This window comes from Klebsiella sp. CN_Kp100 (assembly GCF_040065315.1).
Classification (GTDB): domain Bacteria; phylum Pseudomonadota; class Gammaproteobacteria; order Enterobacterales; family Enterobacteriaceae; genus Klebsiella; species Klebsiella oxytoca.
In genome coordinates this window covers 153,970-169,534 of the sequence record NZ_JBEAIJ010000005.1, presented here as the reverse complement: position 1 = coordinate 169,534, position 15,565 = coordinate 153,970, and the positions used below count along the sequence as shown (strand labels likewise).

Genomic DNA, 15,565 nt, shown 5'->3' with positions numbered 1-15,565 from the left:
GGAATAACTTAGAATAGTCGACAAAACATTTTTCACGAACCAGGACTCCGGTAATGAGCAAATCTGAAAATCTGTATAATGCTGCGCGTGAACTTATCCCCGGCGGCGTGAACTCTCCGGTACGCGCCTTCACCGGCGTCGGCGGCACACCGCTGTTTATTGAGCGCGCCGACGGCGCATATCTCTACGACGTCGATGGTAAAGCGTATATCGATTATGTCGGCTCCTGGGGCCCAATGGTGCTGGGCCATAACCATCCGGCAATCCGCAATGTGGTTATTGAAGCTGCCGAGCGCGGCCTGAGCTTTGGCGCGCCAACGGAGATGGAAGTTAAAATGGCGGCGCTGGTCACCGAACTGGTCCCGACCATGGATATGGTCCGGATGGTGAACTCCGGTACCGAAGCCACTATGAGCGCCATCCGCCTGGCGCGCGGCTTTACCGGTCGCGACAAAATTATCAAGTTCGAAGGCTGCTACCACGGCCACGCCGACTGCCTGCTGGTGAAAGCCGGTTCAGGCGCGCTGACGCTTGGCCAGCCGAACTCGCCGGGCGTGCCAGCGGATTTCGCCAAACATACCCTGACCTGCACCTATAACGATCTGGCCTCGGTCCGCGCTGCGTTCGAACAGTATCCACAGGATATTGCCTGCATCATCGTTGAGCCGGTGGCCGGTAATATGAACTGTATTCCACCGCTGCCGGAGTTTCTGCCGGGCCTGCGCGCGCTGTGCGACGAATTCGGCGCGCTGCTGATTATTGATGAAGTCATGACTGGCTTCCGCGTGGCGCTGGCGGGCGCGCAGGATTACTACGGCGTGGTGCCGGATTTGACCTGCCTTGGCAAGATCATCGGCGGCGGTATGCCGGTTGGCGCATTCGGCGGTCGCCGCGAGGTGATGGATGCCCTTGCTCCGACCGGCCCGGTTTACCAGGCAGGTACCCTCTCCGGCAACCCCATCGCCATGGCGGCAGGTTTCGCCTGCTTAAGCGAAGTGGCGCAGCCCGGCGTACATGAGACCCTAACTGAACTCACCAACCAGCTGGCTCAGGGCCTGCTGGACGCCGCTCGCGATGCCGGTATTCCGCTGGTGGTGAATAACGTCGGCGGCATGTTTGGCATTTTCTTTACCGATGCGCCAAGCGTGACCTGCTACCAGGACGTGGTGAAGTGCGATGTAGAACGGTTTAAACGCTTCTTCCACCTGATGCTGGAAGAGGGCGTCTACCTGGCGCCGTCGGCGTTTGAAGCGGGCTTTATGTCTATCGCTCATAGCGAAGAGGATATCGACAATACCGTCGCCGCAGCGCGTAACGCCTTCGCGAAGCTGTAACCCTGATTGCCGGGACTGCCCAGTCCCGGCAATATCTCTGTCATCTCGCCGCAAAGCCTCAATTTGCGTGGGTTCACGCATAACAATCTGCAAGCGCGATCGCTTCGAAAGATTGTCATCATCCCGCCTCGTAGAACCCAAAATCGTCGGCAGACAATGGGCAGGCAAAAGCAGATTCTCAGCGGAAACTCAGCCGCAAGGATTGCTCAGAATGACAACACAATCGTCCCCTACACCACATGACGCCATTTTTAAACAGCTACTGGTCCATACCAATATGCAGCACCGGCGTATTGCGATCCTGGAGCTCCTGCAGAAGCATATTCGCCAGCGGGATCTCATGTTGCTGCTCGAGCATGCTTAACGCGGGATACACCACCGCCGAGCAGCTAAAAGTGTTTTTTAGCTATATGGGGCAGCGTGGTCGTGACGGAAAACGAATTAGAGCAGTTGCAGAATTCCGCAGTTAGTCCTAACTGAATCCGGGCAAAAAAGGGATAACATCGCGACGCCCGCCGGGCATCGCGATGATGAAAAGCTACCGACTCTGCTTTCTCAACAGATAGATAAAGTACGGCGCGCCGATAAACGTCGACAGCAATCCCGCCGGGATCTGATACGGAAACATCAGCATCCGGCCGCACCAGTCGGCGAACACCAGCAGCACCCCGCCAATCAGGCCGGAAATCGCCATATGCGGCATCGTACGCCGGAATCCCATCATACGCGCAATATGCGGTGCCATTAACCCCACGAAGCTGAGGGGGCCAATCGTTAGCGTTGCGGCCGCGGTCAAACATGCCGCCAGCAGCAGTAGCCCGATACGTGACGGCGTCAGCGCCATGCCGACCGCCCTCGCCGCCTCGCCGCCCAGCGGCAGAATCGTCAGCCAGCGTCGGCAAAATGGCGTCAGCGTAAGCAGAGCAAGCATCACCGCACCGCTGCGCATCACGAGTTCCGGCGTGGCGCTGTAGGTTGAGCCGGAAATCCACGTCAGGATCTGCGCCATTCGCGGATCGCCGCTGGCCTGCAGCATCATCAGCAGCATGGTAAACGCCGTGCTCAGCGCCATCCCTGCCAGCAGCATGCGATGCGGCGAGAACCCGCCGCGCCCGGCGGCAATCAGGATGATCAGCAGCGTCGCCGCCGCTCCGAGGCTACCGGCGGGCAGCAGCCAGCCAAAGGCATTCCCCGGCACAAAGAACAGCATCACCACCACGCCAAACGCCGCGCCTGAGCTGATGCCGAGCACTTCCGGACTGGCCATCGGATTACCGGTCAAACGCTGGATAATGCAGCCCGCTACCGCCAGCATTACGCCAGCGAACAGCGCCGCCAGAATGCGCGGCCAGCGCCAGGGCATTAGCTCATCCAGTAGCGTACCGCTGGCCCAGTGCCAGCCCTGCGCATCGCGGCCGAAAGCCAGCGCAGCGACGATGGCCAGCAGCAGCAGCGCCAGCCCGCCCAGCGCGAACCACAGCACATGTTGCCGTTCAGCCTGCACCCTGGCGCCACCGTTCATCACCGGCGCGCTAATGCTGCGCAGGCGCGGCAGCAGCCATAGCAGCAGCGGCGCGCCAATCAGGGCGGTTACCGAACCGGTGGAGACTTCCATCCACACCCGGGCCAGCCAGAGGATAACCTGATCGGAGAGCCACAGCAGCAGCGCGCCAATCAGCGCCGCCAGCAGCAAGCGCGATAGCAGACGACGAGCGCCCAGCATCTTCGCCAGCAGCGGCGCGAACAGGCCGATAAAGCCAATAATCCCCACCGCATTCACCAACAGGGCGCTGATGACAATCGCCAGGGTCAACGCCCCCAGCCGTGCCAGCGAGAGCGCCAGTCCGAGGTTGCGCGCCACGCCGTCGTCCAGCCCCATCAGGGTCAGCGGACGCAGCAGCAGCAGCGTTAAAATGGCTCCGCCCAGCAGCTGCGGCCACAGTCGCTGCGCCACGCTCCAGTCGGTCTGGGTCAGGGTTCCGGTGCTCCACAGGAACATACTTTGCAGCTGATCGTGATGGAAGATCGCCATCAGTTGATTAAGCGCGCCGCAGTACAGGCTGACTACCAGCCCAGCCAGAATCAACGTCACCGGCGAGAGGCGTTTGCCCCACGACACACCAAACACCAGCGCGCCGACAATGCACGCTCCGGCAAGCGCGGCGAACTGCGACGCCAGCACGCCAGGGATCGCCCACAGCGTGGTGACCGTCATGCCCAGCTGCGCCCCGGTCGCTACGCCGAGCGTCGTCGGTTCCGCCAGCGGGTTACGTAGCACCTGCTGGAACAGCACGCCCACCAGCCCCAGCCCGGCGCCGACGAGCAACGATATAACCAGCCGCGGCAGCAGGCTGTAGTGGAACAGCATCTGAGCGATATTATCGATATTAGGCTGCCACAGCGCCTGCCCCCATTCGCTTCGCGGCAGCACCACGTTGAGGTTGAACAGCGTCAGCGCAGCAGCGACGATAAGCAGAGTTAACAGCAGAGATGTCGCCAAAGGCGAAATACGCGATCTCACACCGGGCCCCCCTGAGCGTCGGCCAGCACGCGGGCAAAATGCATCGCCGATAGCGTCGCGCCATAGAACCATACCGCCGGGACGCGCTGAAAACGCCCTGCGCGAACAAACGGCATCGCTTGCCACAGCGGCGTCGCCGTGAGCTGCGCCATCTCCCGCGCATTGCCGTGATCGAAGCAGATAACGTCGGCATCTCTGTAGGCCGCCAGCCGGTCAATACCGACGGTGACGCTGCCCCAGAAGGTGGTCTCGCCCTGCCAGGCATTTTTGATGGCAAAGCGGTCGAGCACTTCCTGGAACAGACAGTTCTGCGCAAAGACCAGCACGTGGCGGGTATCAAGCAGGGTAATCATCAGCAGCGGGCGATCGCCGCGGCGGGCAAAGCGCGGACGCAGGCTCTCCATCAGCGCGTCAAATTCCGCCAGATGGCGCTTCGCTTCCTGCTGCCTGCCGATCAGGTCAGCCATTTCGCTAAGCGACTGCTGAGCCATCATCAGCGGACGCTTGCCGTCGCTGAAGGTGAATCCTCGTCCGGGCGCAATAAGCGCCAGCTTTTCCGCCGCCGGGCCGTACCCTGCCGACCAGACCAGAAACGACGGCTTCATCTGGGTCAGCAGCTCCAGATTGGGTTCGGTGCGCAGCCCAACATCAATCACCGAATCAGGCAGCGCCGGTTCATTGACCCACAGCCTGTAGTTAGGGATATCGGCAACGCCGTAGGGCGTGACGCCCAGCGCCAGCAGCAGCTCTACCGGCAGCCATTCGAGCGCGACAATACGCTGCGGATCAACTTCCGCCGCCCGCGCGCCGCGCATCTGCCACAGCAGCGGCGACAGCGCCATCGCGGTCAGCAGGCGCCGCCGCGTGATGAGTGTGAGGTTTTCCATCAATAGACAAAACTTACCGGCGCTGCGCCAGCCGGATGCGGCAGGATCCCCATCGGGATACCGTAAATTTGTTCCAGAGTTTCGCTGCGCATCAGCTCCGCGGGCGTTCCCTGAGCGATCATTTCACCGCCGCGCAGCGCAACCAGATAGTCGCAGTAGCGCGCCGCCATATTGATATCATGCAGTACGGCGATCACCGTCAGCCCGCGCTGCTGGCTCAGGCGATGAACCAGCGCCAGCACATCCACCTGGTGGGCGATATCCAGCGCCGAGGTGGGTTCATCGAGCAGCAGGCAGCGGCTATCCTGGGCCACCAGCATGGCAATCCACGCGCGCTGGCGTTCGCCGCCGGAGAGGCTGTCCACCAGCCGATGGGCCAGCGGTTTTAGCCCGACCAGCGCAATCGCCTCTTCCACTTTTTCCCGGTCCGCCGCGCCAAAACGCCCCAGCGCCCCATGCCACGGGTAGCGGCCGATAGCCACCAGTTCACGCACCGTCATGCCTTCCGCCGGGGGCAACTGCTGCGGCAGATAAGCCACCTTGCGGGCAAAGGCTTTACTGCCCCAGCTATCGAGCGGCTGACCGTCAAGCAAAACCTCCCCGTCCGAAGGCGGCTGATGGCGGCCAAGCATTTTCAGCAGCGTCGATTTGCCGGAGCCGTTATGGCCAATCAGGCCCGTAACTTTTCCCGCCGGGAAGGTTAACGACAGAGGATGCAGCAGCGTTCGGCCGGGCACGCGGAAGGTCACGCGGTCCAGTGAAAACGTCGTATCGGAGTGCGGAATGTTTTCCTGCATAACGGAACCTGGTAAGAGGCGCGGCGAACCGCGCCCGTTAAGTGGTTAGAAACGGAAAGTCGCGGTCGCCACAACCTGACGCTCAGCGCCCCAGTAACATGCGTATTCGCTGTAGCAGCTGGAAACGTATTCACGATCGAACAGGTTATTGACGTTGACTCCGATCGACGAGCCCGGCAAACCAAAGCGCGCGAGATCGTATTTCACGGTGGCATCCATTAACGCGTAGCCCGCGACGTTGAAGGAGTCGTCTTTTTTCCCGGTCGAAGTATCGTTTTTGTAATAACTTACCGTTGAACCGACATAGCGAGCACCGGCGCCCACTGTCAGGCCGCTCAGCGCGGTTTCGTGGAAAGTATAATCTGCCCACAGCGAGGCCATATTGCGCGGGACTTCTGCCGGACGCTTGCCGTTAAAGGTGGTGTCGTGCTGGTACTGAGCATCCGTATAGGTGTAAGAAGCCGTCACGTTAATATTGGCATTAACCGCCGCTTTCGCCTCCAGCTCAATCCCGCGAGAGCGGATTTCGCCCGTCTGGATACTGAATGAGGCGTTGTTCGGATCCGCCGTCAGGTTTTTATCTTTGGTCAGCTGATATACTGCGGCGGTCAGCACCACCGGCATATCCTTCGGTACGTACTTCACGCCGGCTTCATACTGCTCGCCGTGGGAAGCATCGAAAGGTTTGCCATCCCGCGACGATCCGGAAACCGGCTCAAAAGACTGGCTGTAGCTGAAGTATGGCGAGATACCATTATCAAACAGATAGTTAATGCCGCCGCGCCAGGTGAATTGCTGATCGTGATTTTTGGCGAGGGTATTCGCAGGGCGCGTCAGGGTTGAAGCCATCGCATAGTCGTAGCGGCCCCCCAGCGTCATCACCCACTTATCCCACGCCATCTGATCCTGGGCATAGAGACCGGTCTGCTCCATACGGTTCAGCACTGAATAGGGGAAGTTAACGCTCACGTTTGCATTGCCATACTGCGGGTTCTGCATATCAATCGCGGAAGCCGTCCCGTAATCCGCGTTCACATCATTGCGCATGCGCGAATAGTCTACGCCGGTTAACAGGGTGTGCCCTACCGCGCCGGTAGCGAAATCAGACTGCAGCTGGGTATCAACGGTAAACGTATTAAGGTTCTCATCGGAGCGAACATACGCACGGTTTATTTTGCCTGTCGGCGTATATCCGTTGCCATAGACTGAACGATACAGAGTATGGACGTTGGCATAACGCAGGTTCTGACGCACGGTGAAAGTGTCATCGAACTGATGCGAGAAGCTGTAGCCAACCATCTGCTGACGGCGAGACATCTTATTATTCGCTTCGCCTTCGTTAAAGTCCGTCGGCAGCTTATGCGCCTTACCGTTGGCGTCGTAATAGGGTACTACCGTCCCTTCACGCGGCAGCCAGCCGTAATACCCGGCATACGGATCGCTCTGGAAATTACTCAGGAAAGTGAAGTCCGTTTTGTCATCCGGACGCCAGCTAAAGGAAGGAGCGACCGCATAGCGGGTTGATTTCGCCATCTGCTGCTGGGCATCCTGGCTGCGGCCTAAACCGGTCAGACGATATGACCACACGCCGTCTTCATCAATGGCATCGCTGAAATCAAAGCCCGTCTGCCACAGGTTATCGGTACCCATTTTAAATTGGATTTCTTTCAGCGGTTCAGTCGTCGGACGCTTGCTGACCATGCTGACGATGCCGCCAGGGTTGCTGTTGCCGTACAGCACCGACGTTGGCCCGCGCATCACTTCCACGCGTTCGAGGAAATAAGGGTCCATTGAGACTTCAGAATAGTTATTGCCCTGCAGCTTCATCCCATCCAGATACTGGTTGGTATTCACCGTCGTTGAGGTGGTGAAACCACGAATCGTCACCACATCATAGGTGGTTGAGCTGCCGCGGGTCGAGAATACGCCAGGGGTATAGGCCAGCGCTTCTTTGACCGTCGTCGGCTGCTTCATCTCCATTTCCTGGCGGGTCACCACGGAAATAGACTGCGGCGTTTTTTCGATGGGTGTATCGGTTTTTGTTGCGGTAGCCGAATGTTTCGCCGCGATGGTCGCTGCCGGTCCCCAGGCGCTCTCCTGCGGAGCCGGAGCGGCGGTTACGGTAATGGTTTCTTCTTTCGGTTCAACTGCCGCCTGTGCATAAACAGACATGCCGCTAACCGCCGTGGCTACTACAGCTGCGATTTTACGCAGCGAGTGATTTGGCTGAGCAGTTTTAAGACGCGCCATGGGTATATCTCTGATAGAAGTGAATGATAACGTAAACGAGAATTATTATTATAACGGCTGACATAATAGGCGAAACGAGCGCGGCAAGGCAAGAAATATGCCCCCTGCGGGCTATCAAAGGATGAATAAATAACCAGACGGTAATTGTGGGGTTATAAGGCTGTTAATTAATTTACAGATATAAAAAGGCCCTCTAATACTGAGGTATTAGAGGGCCACTATTCCTGCACCCATTCAACCAACAAGGCGCCGGCTTTCAGGATGCAACGACGAGTTAATTACCGCCGAACATATCTTTAATCCAGCCCGCTACGCCATCGCTCTTCTCCTGCTTCGGCGGTTGCTGCTGATTTTGCTGCTGTTGCCCGGACTGATTGAACGGATTATTCGCCTGCTGCTGCTGGAGCTGCTGCTGTTGAATCAGTTCGCCCTGGCGGCAAAGCGCGTCCGGCGAGGTCGTCCATACCGGAAGCGAACGCATGCCGCCGCTGCAGACAAAGTTACCGCTGCTATCGACGCCCATATCCACCACATCTTCCGGCGGAGTCAGGACCAGCGGAGTCGGCGTCTGGTTAGCCAGATAGCGCTGGTAAATCGACATTGCGCCGCTGGCGCCGTACAGCTTAGTCGGCTGGTTATTATCGCGTCCCACCCAGGTAATGGTCACCTGACCGCCGTCAATACCGGCAAACCAGGTATCAACGTTGTTGTTGGTGGTCCCGGTTTTACCCGCCAGATGCAGGCCCGGATACTTCGCGCCCAGCTGACGACCGGTACCGCGCTGCACCACCTGCTGCATAGTCCAGAGCGTCATATAAGCTGCCTGCGCCGGTACCGCCCGTTCCGCCTGCGGATAGCTTTGATAGAGTACGGTACCATCTTCAGCGATCACCGAACGCAGCGCTGACAGCGGCGCGCGGTTGCCACCGCTGGCAATGGTCTGGAACGCCTGCGCCACTTCAATCGGCGTCAGGTTCAGCGCCCCCAGCAGCATAGAAGGAACCGCATTCAGCTGATTCCTGGGCGCGCCCAGCTTAGTCCAGGTATCAACCACCGCCGGCAGGCCCAGCGCCATCCCGAGATTCACCGTCGGCACGTTCATTGAACGCGTCAGCGCGTCAACCAGCATTACCTTCCCGCTCTCGCTGTAGCGACGATCGTCGTTCTGCGGCGACCACGTCTGACCGTTAGACAGACGAATCGAGATAGGCGCATCGGCGATCCAGGTATTGAGACGATACTGATTCGGCTGACTTAGCGCGGTCAGATAGGTCGCCGGTTTTGCCAGCGAGCCAATCGAACGGCGCGCCTGCATTGCGCGGTTATAGCCAGCAAACTGCGGCTCCGCCCCGCCGACCATCGCCCGTACTTCGCCGGTGAAGCGGTCGACAACCACCATCGCGGTTTCCAGATCCGGTAGCTTACGCTGTTTCTTCAGCGCCGGAATACCCTCTATCGCCGCTTTTTCCGCCGCATCCTGCGCCACGGAATCGAAGGTGGTAAAGATCTTCACGCCGGAGAGATCTTTGACTTTATCGCCCAGTTTCGCCTGCAGCTCCTGACGCACCATCTGCATAAACGCCGGCTGCGGAGAGATCACCCCACCGCGCGGCTGTACGCCCAGCGGACGCGCGCTGAGCATGTCATACAGCTCCTGATCGATAACCTGCTGCTGCTGCAGAAGACGCAGCACGAGGTTGCGTCGCTCCAGCGCCAGCTTCGGGTTACGCCACGGGTTGTAAACCGACGCGCCTTTTACCATCCCCACCAGCAGCGCCTGCTGATCGAGGCTGAGCTCTTCCACCGGACGACCAAAGTAATAGAGGCTCGCCAGCGGGAAGCCGCGGATCTCGTTATCGCCGCTCTGACCGAGGTACACCTCGTTCATGTACAGCTCAAGGATACGATCCTTGCTGTAGCGGGCATCGACGATCAGCGCCATATAGGCTTCGTTAATCTTGCGCCAGTACGAACGTTCGCTGGAGAGGAACAGGTTCTTCACCAGCTGCTGGGTCAGCGTACTCGCCCCCTGCACCGTACGACCGGCGGTCAGGTTAGCCAGCACCGCACGGCCAATGGAGTAAAGGCTGATGCCGTCGTGTTCGTAGAAATGGCGGTCTTCCGTCGCCAGCAGAGTATCCACCAGCAGATCCGGGAAGCCGTTGCGCTTCACAAACAGACGCTGTTCGCCGTTAGCCGATTGCAGCATGGTGATCAGGCGCGGATCGAGACGGAAGAAACCGAACTGGCGGTTATTATCCATGTTCTCGATGGTGTCGAGACGATCGCCATTAAAGGTCAGACGCGCGCGCACCTGGCCTTCTTTACTGTCCGGGAAATCGAACGGACGGCGGATCATCTCGATACTGTTGGCCTGTACCGTATATTCCCCCGGACGCGTCATCGCGCTCACCTGGCGATACTGCGTCGCGTTAAGCAGGCGCACCATTTCGTTTTTGCTGATCTGCATATCCGGCTCAAGGTTGACCATCCGGCCATAAACCGCCGCGGGCAGATCCCAGACTTTCCCGTCAATGCGGCTGCGGATTTTCTGGTCAAGGTAGACGCCATAGGCGGCAATCAATACCGCACAGACGACCCCAATTTTAATCAGCAGCCACAGCCAGGTGCGTTTACGACGAGGGGGTTTACCGCCTTTGCCTTTTCCTTTCCTCGGCATCGGTTTTTCATCCTCATAGTCATCATCGTAATCGTCGTCGTAGTCCTCTTCCCGAACCCGACGGCGAGTTACCTTTTGTTTTGCCGGGCGCGAGGGTCTCCCCTTACGTCCGATCGGCTCGCGGTCATCTCCCGCCATGCTTTTTCTCCGCAACTTACAGGCGTAAAGGCCTGATTCTCAATGTTTCCCCGGATGGGGGAAAGAAGAAATCTCTCAAATTGCCGCCCGAAGGTGTTGTTTTTCAGGCAACCATTTATGGACTGCGCGACGCATTATCATGTCGCTCGCATGATTTTCACTTTAAAAATTCACCATACAAATCACATTGTTACACGCTTCATCGACAGAATTATTCGGGACACGGAACGGATTGTCCAGGGAATACAGGATAGCACTAAACCGCGACATTCTTAACCAGCATTTTACATCCTAGCCGGGCAACCTCAGGGAAATTGTGATGTTTTTTAACAACATAAAAATGTGCGCCCGTGACGTTCTGCTGGCTGCAGAAAAAAACCGAAGCAGTTAGGCCGGAAAATATTATTTCCGCCGGAAAACAGAAACGACCCAGATGAAAGAAAATGAGATTTAAAAGAGCGCAATGATAAAAACGCGAGCCACTTAACATTTATAATTTGGCAGATTTTCTGATGACTGCCGAAAAATATTTGTTAAACTGTCAGCCAATTAATTTTTCTGCTTAATAGATTATGCGCAACTTTATTATATTTCCGCTTATGGCGGTTGCCCTGCTCTCAGGCTGTCAGCAAAATCGTCAGACAACCCTGAGTCCTGCGGTTAGCGGTGAGGCTCAGCTTGAGCAGCTTGCCTCCGTCGCCGCCGGGGCGCGCTATCTGAAGAATAAATGCAACCGCAGCGATCTGCCTGCCGATGACGCAATTAACCGTGCGGCAATAAACGTCGGTAAAAAACGCGGATGGGCAAATATTGATGATAATCTGCTGAGCCAGCGCAGCGCGCAGCTATATCAACAGCTCCAGCAGGATAGTACCCCGGAAGCCACAAAATGCAGCCAGTTTAATCGCCAGCTGGCGCCATTTATTGATAGCCTGCGCGGCAATAAATAGCGATTATTTTAATTCCGCTCGCGCTATTTTTATTCTCCCTGCGGACTCTCCTCAATCGTCCCGCCCGGCCAGTCATCCAGCGCCGCGAGGGTAAACGTTTTACCGTTGAAGCTAAAGACGGTGAGATCCTGCTGGATCTGCTCGATAACCAGATTCGCCAGCGGCGAGTCGCCCTCCTTCCAGGATTGTCCGTTTAATACAATGCTGCGTTTCTCCGCCAGGGTGGCGTAGACGTGCGCGCTGTAGCGCAGAGGCGGCAGATGATCTTCATCGATCGGCGCCTCCGCAACGGCCTGCGTTTCTGGCCCGGCTTTAACCGGCTTGACGGCAGTTTTGACCGCCGGTTGATTCAGCGGCACTAACGCCGCATGGGCTACCGGCTGCGTTATCGGCTGCGGGACGGGTTTATTCCGCCACTGCTCGCCGCCAAACCAGCCGAGCGCAATCAGCAGCGCGGCATACAGCGGTACGGTCACGCAGGGGATTTGCACCATTTTCCCGCCCCCCGCCGGGGGACTGGACGGCGGGTACGGTTCTTGTTCACGAACAAGCACGGTTTTCTCCTTAATCAGGACACGCCATCCCGGCCCGCGGTTTGTACGCCGCGGGCCGGGAGGTTAAGGTCTTACTTGCTGCTGACCGGCAGCCCCGCGCCCTGAGCATCGCCCTGCGGCATTTCCAGCACCGCCACCGACCATGCCGGCAGGGTGACCGTGCCGTCTGCGGCAATCTGCACGCCGTGAGCCAGCGAATTTTCGCCCGCCGCCTGCTGGATCGCGCTCAGCTGCAGCGTCTCACCGGCAAACTCATTCAGCGTACGGCTTTCCGGCGCAGCGTTGATCGCCACCACCAGGCCGTCAAGACGGCTATCCAGACTGGCGCCCGCTTTCACCCCGTCATCCACGGTCATAATCAGCAGACCGGCCTGCTGGTCTGAACCGGTATTACGGAAATCAACGCGCTTCATCACCGCGCTGCCCTCACCTAAGGTGAACAGCGGCGAGGATTTACGCAGCTCGGTCAGCTCCTGGTAGAAGGCGGTCATCTGCTTAAGCTCCGCTTCGCCCGGAGCGGCAACCATATCTTTGACGCGCGAAATCACGTCATAGTTACTGCCGTCGTCGCTGATGCGCGGCATACCAACGTTGTAGTTATTGTCCTGCAGGGAATAATCCACGCGGTTGAACCAGTCGCCGGAGTCGTAGGAGTCGCGGGTAAAGGATTTCGAGCGCAGCAATTCAGAACCCTGCTGGTCGAAAGCGATCCCCTGCCCGAGCATCACCGTTGCCAGCGAAACGGCCTGCATGCGAACGCGGGTCGCCAGGTCGGCTTCCTGGGACGCTTTATAGCTGATCATATCCCACAGCGTCTGGTTGTCGTGCTTCGAAACATAGTTGACGACTTCCGTCGGATCTGCGGCATAGCCGCCAGGCGCGCCGTTATAGTCAATTTCGCTGCCTTTCTTCACCGCGCCGTCTTTGTCGATCATCACAAAGTCAGCAAGGTTACCGGCCATCCCCAGACGGGTCAGATCGGCCAGATGACGAACCTGATCATCGCTCAGACTGGTGAGCTCGTTTGGTAATACGCCAGCGCCGCTGCCAACGCCCTGGTTTTGACGCAGCGCATCGCCGGAATCAAACGGGCCGCCGCCGCGCACGGAGTCGCGCAGACGATCGGAGAACGTCCCGATACCGGTGCCTTTCAGATTGATCTGCGAGGCGATTTCAAAGCGGTCGCTCTGGTTTGAATCCCAGCCTTCACCAAAGAAGTAGATATCCGGATTCAGGGCTTTAATGCGCTCCCACGCCGAGAGAATTTGCGCTTTCGGGTGATAGCCCATCAGATCGAAGCGGAAACCATCGATTTTATAATCCGTGGTCCACACCGCCAGCGAGTCGGCGATCAGCCTGGCGAACATCCGATGCTCCGGCGCAGAGTCGGAACAGCAGGTGGCGGATTCAACGCTGCCGGTGGTTTCATTCAGACGCTGATAGTACCAGGGCACTATCTTATCCAGCACCGACGTGCGGTCGGTCGGACCCGCGGCATTGGTGTGGTTATATACCACGTCCATGATTACGTTCATCCCCAGATCCTGCTTGATCGCCTGAATCATGGTACGGAACTCTTTGATGCGCGTCGTGCCTTCCGGATCGGTCGCGTAGGATCCTTCCGGAACCGTGTAGTGGAACGGATCGTAGCCCCAGTTATAGGAGTCGGTCTGCGCCACCAGCGTATTCAGCGCCTGTACCTGCGGATTATCCTGGCTATCGCTCTGCCTGAGCTGGTTCAGCACCTCCTCCACGGTGGAGCCGCTGTCGCAGTATCCGGCGAACTCGCTGCTTTTCACCGCGCTGTTCACTTCGCACAGGCGGCTGAACGGCTGCTGAATATCGGCGACTTTGTCACTGAACTCGTTCACCGTCGCCAGATCGAAGACCGGCAGCAGCTCGACGTGCGTGACGCCTGAGGCGGAGAGCTTCTTCAGATGCTGTACCATATTGCTGTCGCCGGCGGTCAGCGCGAGATATTTACCGCGCAGTTCGGCCGGAACGGTCTGGTCCCAGGCGGAGAGATCGCGAATATGCGATTCATGGATCGTCATCTTCGCTAAATCCGCTTTTGTCTTCTGGGCATGCGGCATCGTCAGGCTATCCCAGCCGTCAGGCTTCAGGGCGCTGTCGTTGAGATCGACCACCTGGCTGTACTCCGAGTTGGTCGACAGGCTATGCGCATACGGGTCGGTGACTTCATACTGTTCAACCTTGCGCGACTGCGGGTGATAAACCGTCATCGCATAGCGGTAGAACGCGCCTTTCAGATCGCTGCCCCCCTGCCACGACCACGCGCCGGAAGCGCTGTCGCGGGTCATAGGATGGCTGCCAATCACTTTTTTGTCCGCGCTGTAGACCACCACATCCACCTGCTGAGCAGTCGGCGCCCAGACGCGGAAGGTGACGCCGCCGTCGGTCAACTGCGCGCCGTAGCTCAGCGCTTCCGCCGCTTCGGCATAGGTGTCATCCAGGACGCCCGCCGTCTGCACCTGGGTGGCGGAAATCAGGATCCCGTCCTCTGCGGCGGCAATGGCGACCGTTTCGCCCTGCAGCAGCTCGTCAACGTTCGCATTGTCCGGCAGTTTAAAAGCCGCATAGCTGGAAAGATGCGGGAAACGCATGCTGACCTGCTGATTGACCGTAGTCGGCGTCAGTTTTAGGTAACGGTCGGTAAATTTGCCTTCGCCATCCGCCGCCACTTTACTGCTGTGGCTGTAGTAGAGGCGCACAATGGGCTTGTCCTGTCCGCCCGGCCACAGCAGCGTATTTTTATCGACCCAGTGGGCTTCGGCCAGCGCGACGCCAAAAGCGGCGCGGAAAGCGTCGGCGCGGGAGTCATAGACCGCGCTGTTACCGGCGATCACCGATACCGTACGATCGGTGAAGTCGCCAAACGCCACCCGCAGATCGCTATCGATCAGTTTATTGGTGCCGTCGCGAACGATGACGTTGATACAACCGCTCTCTTTGTTGAGCGGAATCACCCAGTACGGGCCATATTTATCGCTGCCGCTCGGGGTGGTGCTGACGTCATTCCAGTCCGCTACCGGCGCGCTGAGCGCATCGCAGGTTTCGTTATTCCACAGATAGAGGTTTTTGCTGCTGTAGTCCGCCGCGCTGTTGCTGGTGATGCCGGCAATATCCACCAGGTGGATGACCGCCTGGTTTTCTGCCGCCGTGGCCGCTTCGCCGGGTACGGCAACGTCAGGTAAACGTACAACGACATCCTGATTACCAGGAGTGTCGGGATTTCCAGAGGAAGAAGAAGAGGATCCGTTATCGCAGCCGCTAAGTAAAACCAGCGATCCCAGAACCAGGGCATTACGGGTATATCTGAGCATTCGATAGTCCCTATACATGCTGATTAAATTATATGAAGTGATATATACACGAAACTATTCCTGGCGCATTTAAGCACCATAAAAAAATAACGAGCATATCTTTAAAGCGT

At 58.1% G+C, this 15,565-nt stretch carries 9 protein-coding genes and 1 pseudogene; 3 read left to right on the top strand and 7 right to left on the bottom strand.

Annotation, left to right across the window (positions count from 1 at the left end; all coding sequences use genetic code 11):
• The first annotated feature begins 53 nt into the window (after positions 1 to 53).
• The gene (hemL, locus tag ABLV12_RS05775) at positions 54 to 1,334 is read left to right on the top strand and encodes a glutamate-1-semialdehyde 2,1-aminomutase (protein WP_348866900.1); all 1,281 of its coding nucleotides are present in this window, start codon (positions 54 to 56) and stop codon (positions 1,332 to 1,334) included.
• Positions 1,335 to 1,611: 277 nt separating this feature from the next.
• Positions 1,612 to 1,759 (top strand): annotated as a pseudogene (locus ABLV12_RS05770) (Rpn family recombination-promoting nuclease/putative transposase); the annotation flags it as partial.
• A 113-nt stretch (positions 1,760 to 1,872) separates the two neighbouring features.
• Here the strand turns inward: ABLV12_RS05770 and fhuB are convergent.
• The 5 genes from fhuB to mrcB all read right to left on the bottom strand — a co-directional run bounded on the left by fhuB (position 1,873) and on the right by mrcB (position 10,607).
• Positions 1,873 to 3,855, bottom strand: coding sequence for a Fe(3+)-hydroxamate ABC transporter permease FhuB (gene fhuB, locus ABLV12_RS05765; protein WP_325906094.1), 1,983 nt, complete (start codon positions 3,853 to 3,855; stop codon positions 1,873 to 1,875).
• On the bottom strand, positions 3,852 to 4,742 hold the full coding sequence (gene fhuD, locus ABLV12_RS05760) for a Fe(3+)-hydroxamate ABC transporter substrate-binding protein FhuD (protein WP_195440235.1): 891 nt from the start codon (positions 4,740 to 4,742) through the stop codon (positions 3,852 to 3,854). Before fhuD ends, fhuB begins: the two co-directional genes overlap by 4 nt.
• Entirely contained in the window at positions 4,742 to 5,539 is a 798-nt protein-coding gene (gene fhuC, locus ABLV12_RS05755; protein WP_004107972.1) for a Fe3+-hydroxamate ABC transporter ATP-binding protein FhuC, read from the bottom strand. The genes fhuD and fhuC overlap by 1 nt, the downstream gene beginning before the upstream one ends.
• Before the next feature lie 45 nt (positions 5,540 to 5,584).
• Entirely contained in the window at positions 5,585 to 7,789 is a 2,205-nt protein-coding gene (gene fhuA, locus ABLV12_RS05750; RefSeq protein ID WP_049129074.1) for a ferrichrome porin FhuA, read from the bottom strand.
• Between the two features lie 274 nt (positions 7,790 to 8,063).
• On the bottom strand, positions 8,064 to 10,607 hold the full coding sequence (mrcB, locus tag ABLV12_RS05745) for a bifunctional glycosyl transferase/transpeptidase (protein WP_348866898.1): 2,544 nt from the start codon (positions 10,605 to 10,607) through the stop codon (positions 8,064 to 8,066).
• 572 nt (positions 10,608 to 11,179) lie between these two features.
• On the opposite strand from mrcB, the gene pulS reads away from it, so the two are divergent.
• On the top strand, positions 11,180 to 11,557 hold the full coding sequence (pulS, locus tag ABLV12_RS05740; protein WP_004107976.1) for a GspS family T2SS pilot lipoprotein variant PulS: 378 nt from the start codon (positions 11,180 to 11,182) through the stop codon (positions 11,555 to 11,557).
• A gap of 29 nt (positions 11,558 to 11,586) precedes the next feature.
• Here pulS and gspB read toward each other — a convergent pair whose 3' ends face one another.
• Both gspB and pulA read right to left on the bottom strand, forming a co-directional pair.
• Positions 11,587 to 12,111 (bottom strand): type II secretion system assembly factor GspB, encoded by a 525-nt coding sequence (gene gspB / locus ABLV12_RS05735; RefSeq protein ID WP_160886599.1) that lies wholly within the window; start codon positions 12,109 to 12,111, stop codon positions 11,587 to 11,589.
• A gap of 71 nt (positions 12,112 to 12,182) precedes the next feature.
• Positions 12,183 to 15,455: a pullulanase-type alpha-1,6-glucosidase gene (pulA, locus tag ABLV12_RS05730; protein WP_325906091.1), complete on the bottom strand. Its 3,273-nt coding sequence runs from the start codon at positions 15,453 to 15,455 to the stop codon at positions 12,183 to 12,185.
• Between the last annotated feature and the right edge of the window lie 110 nt (positions 15,456 to 15,565).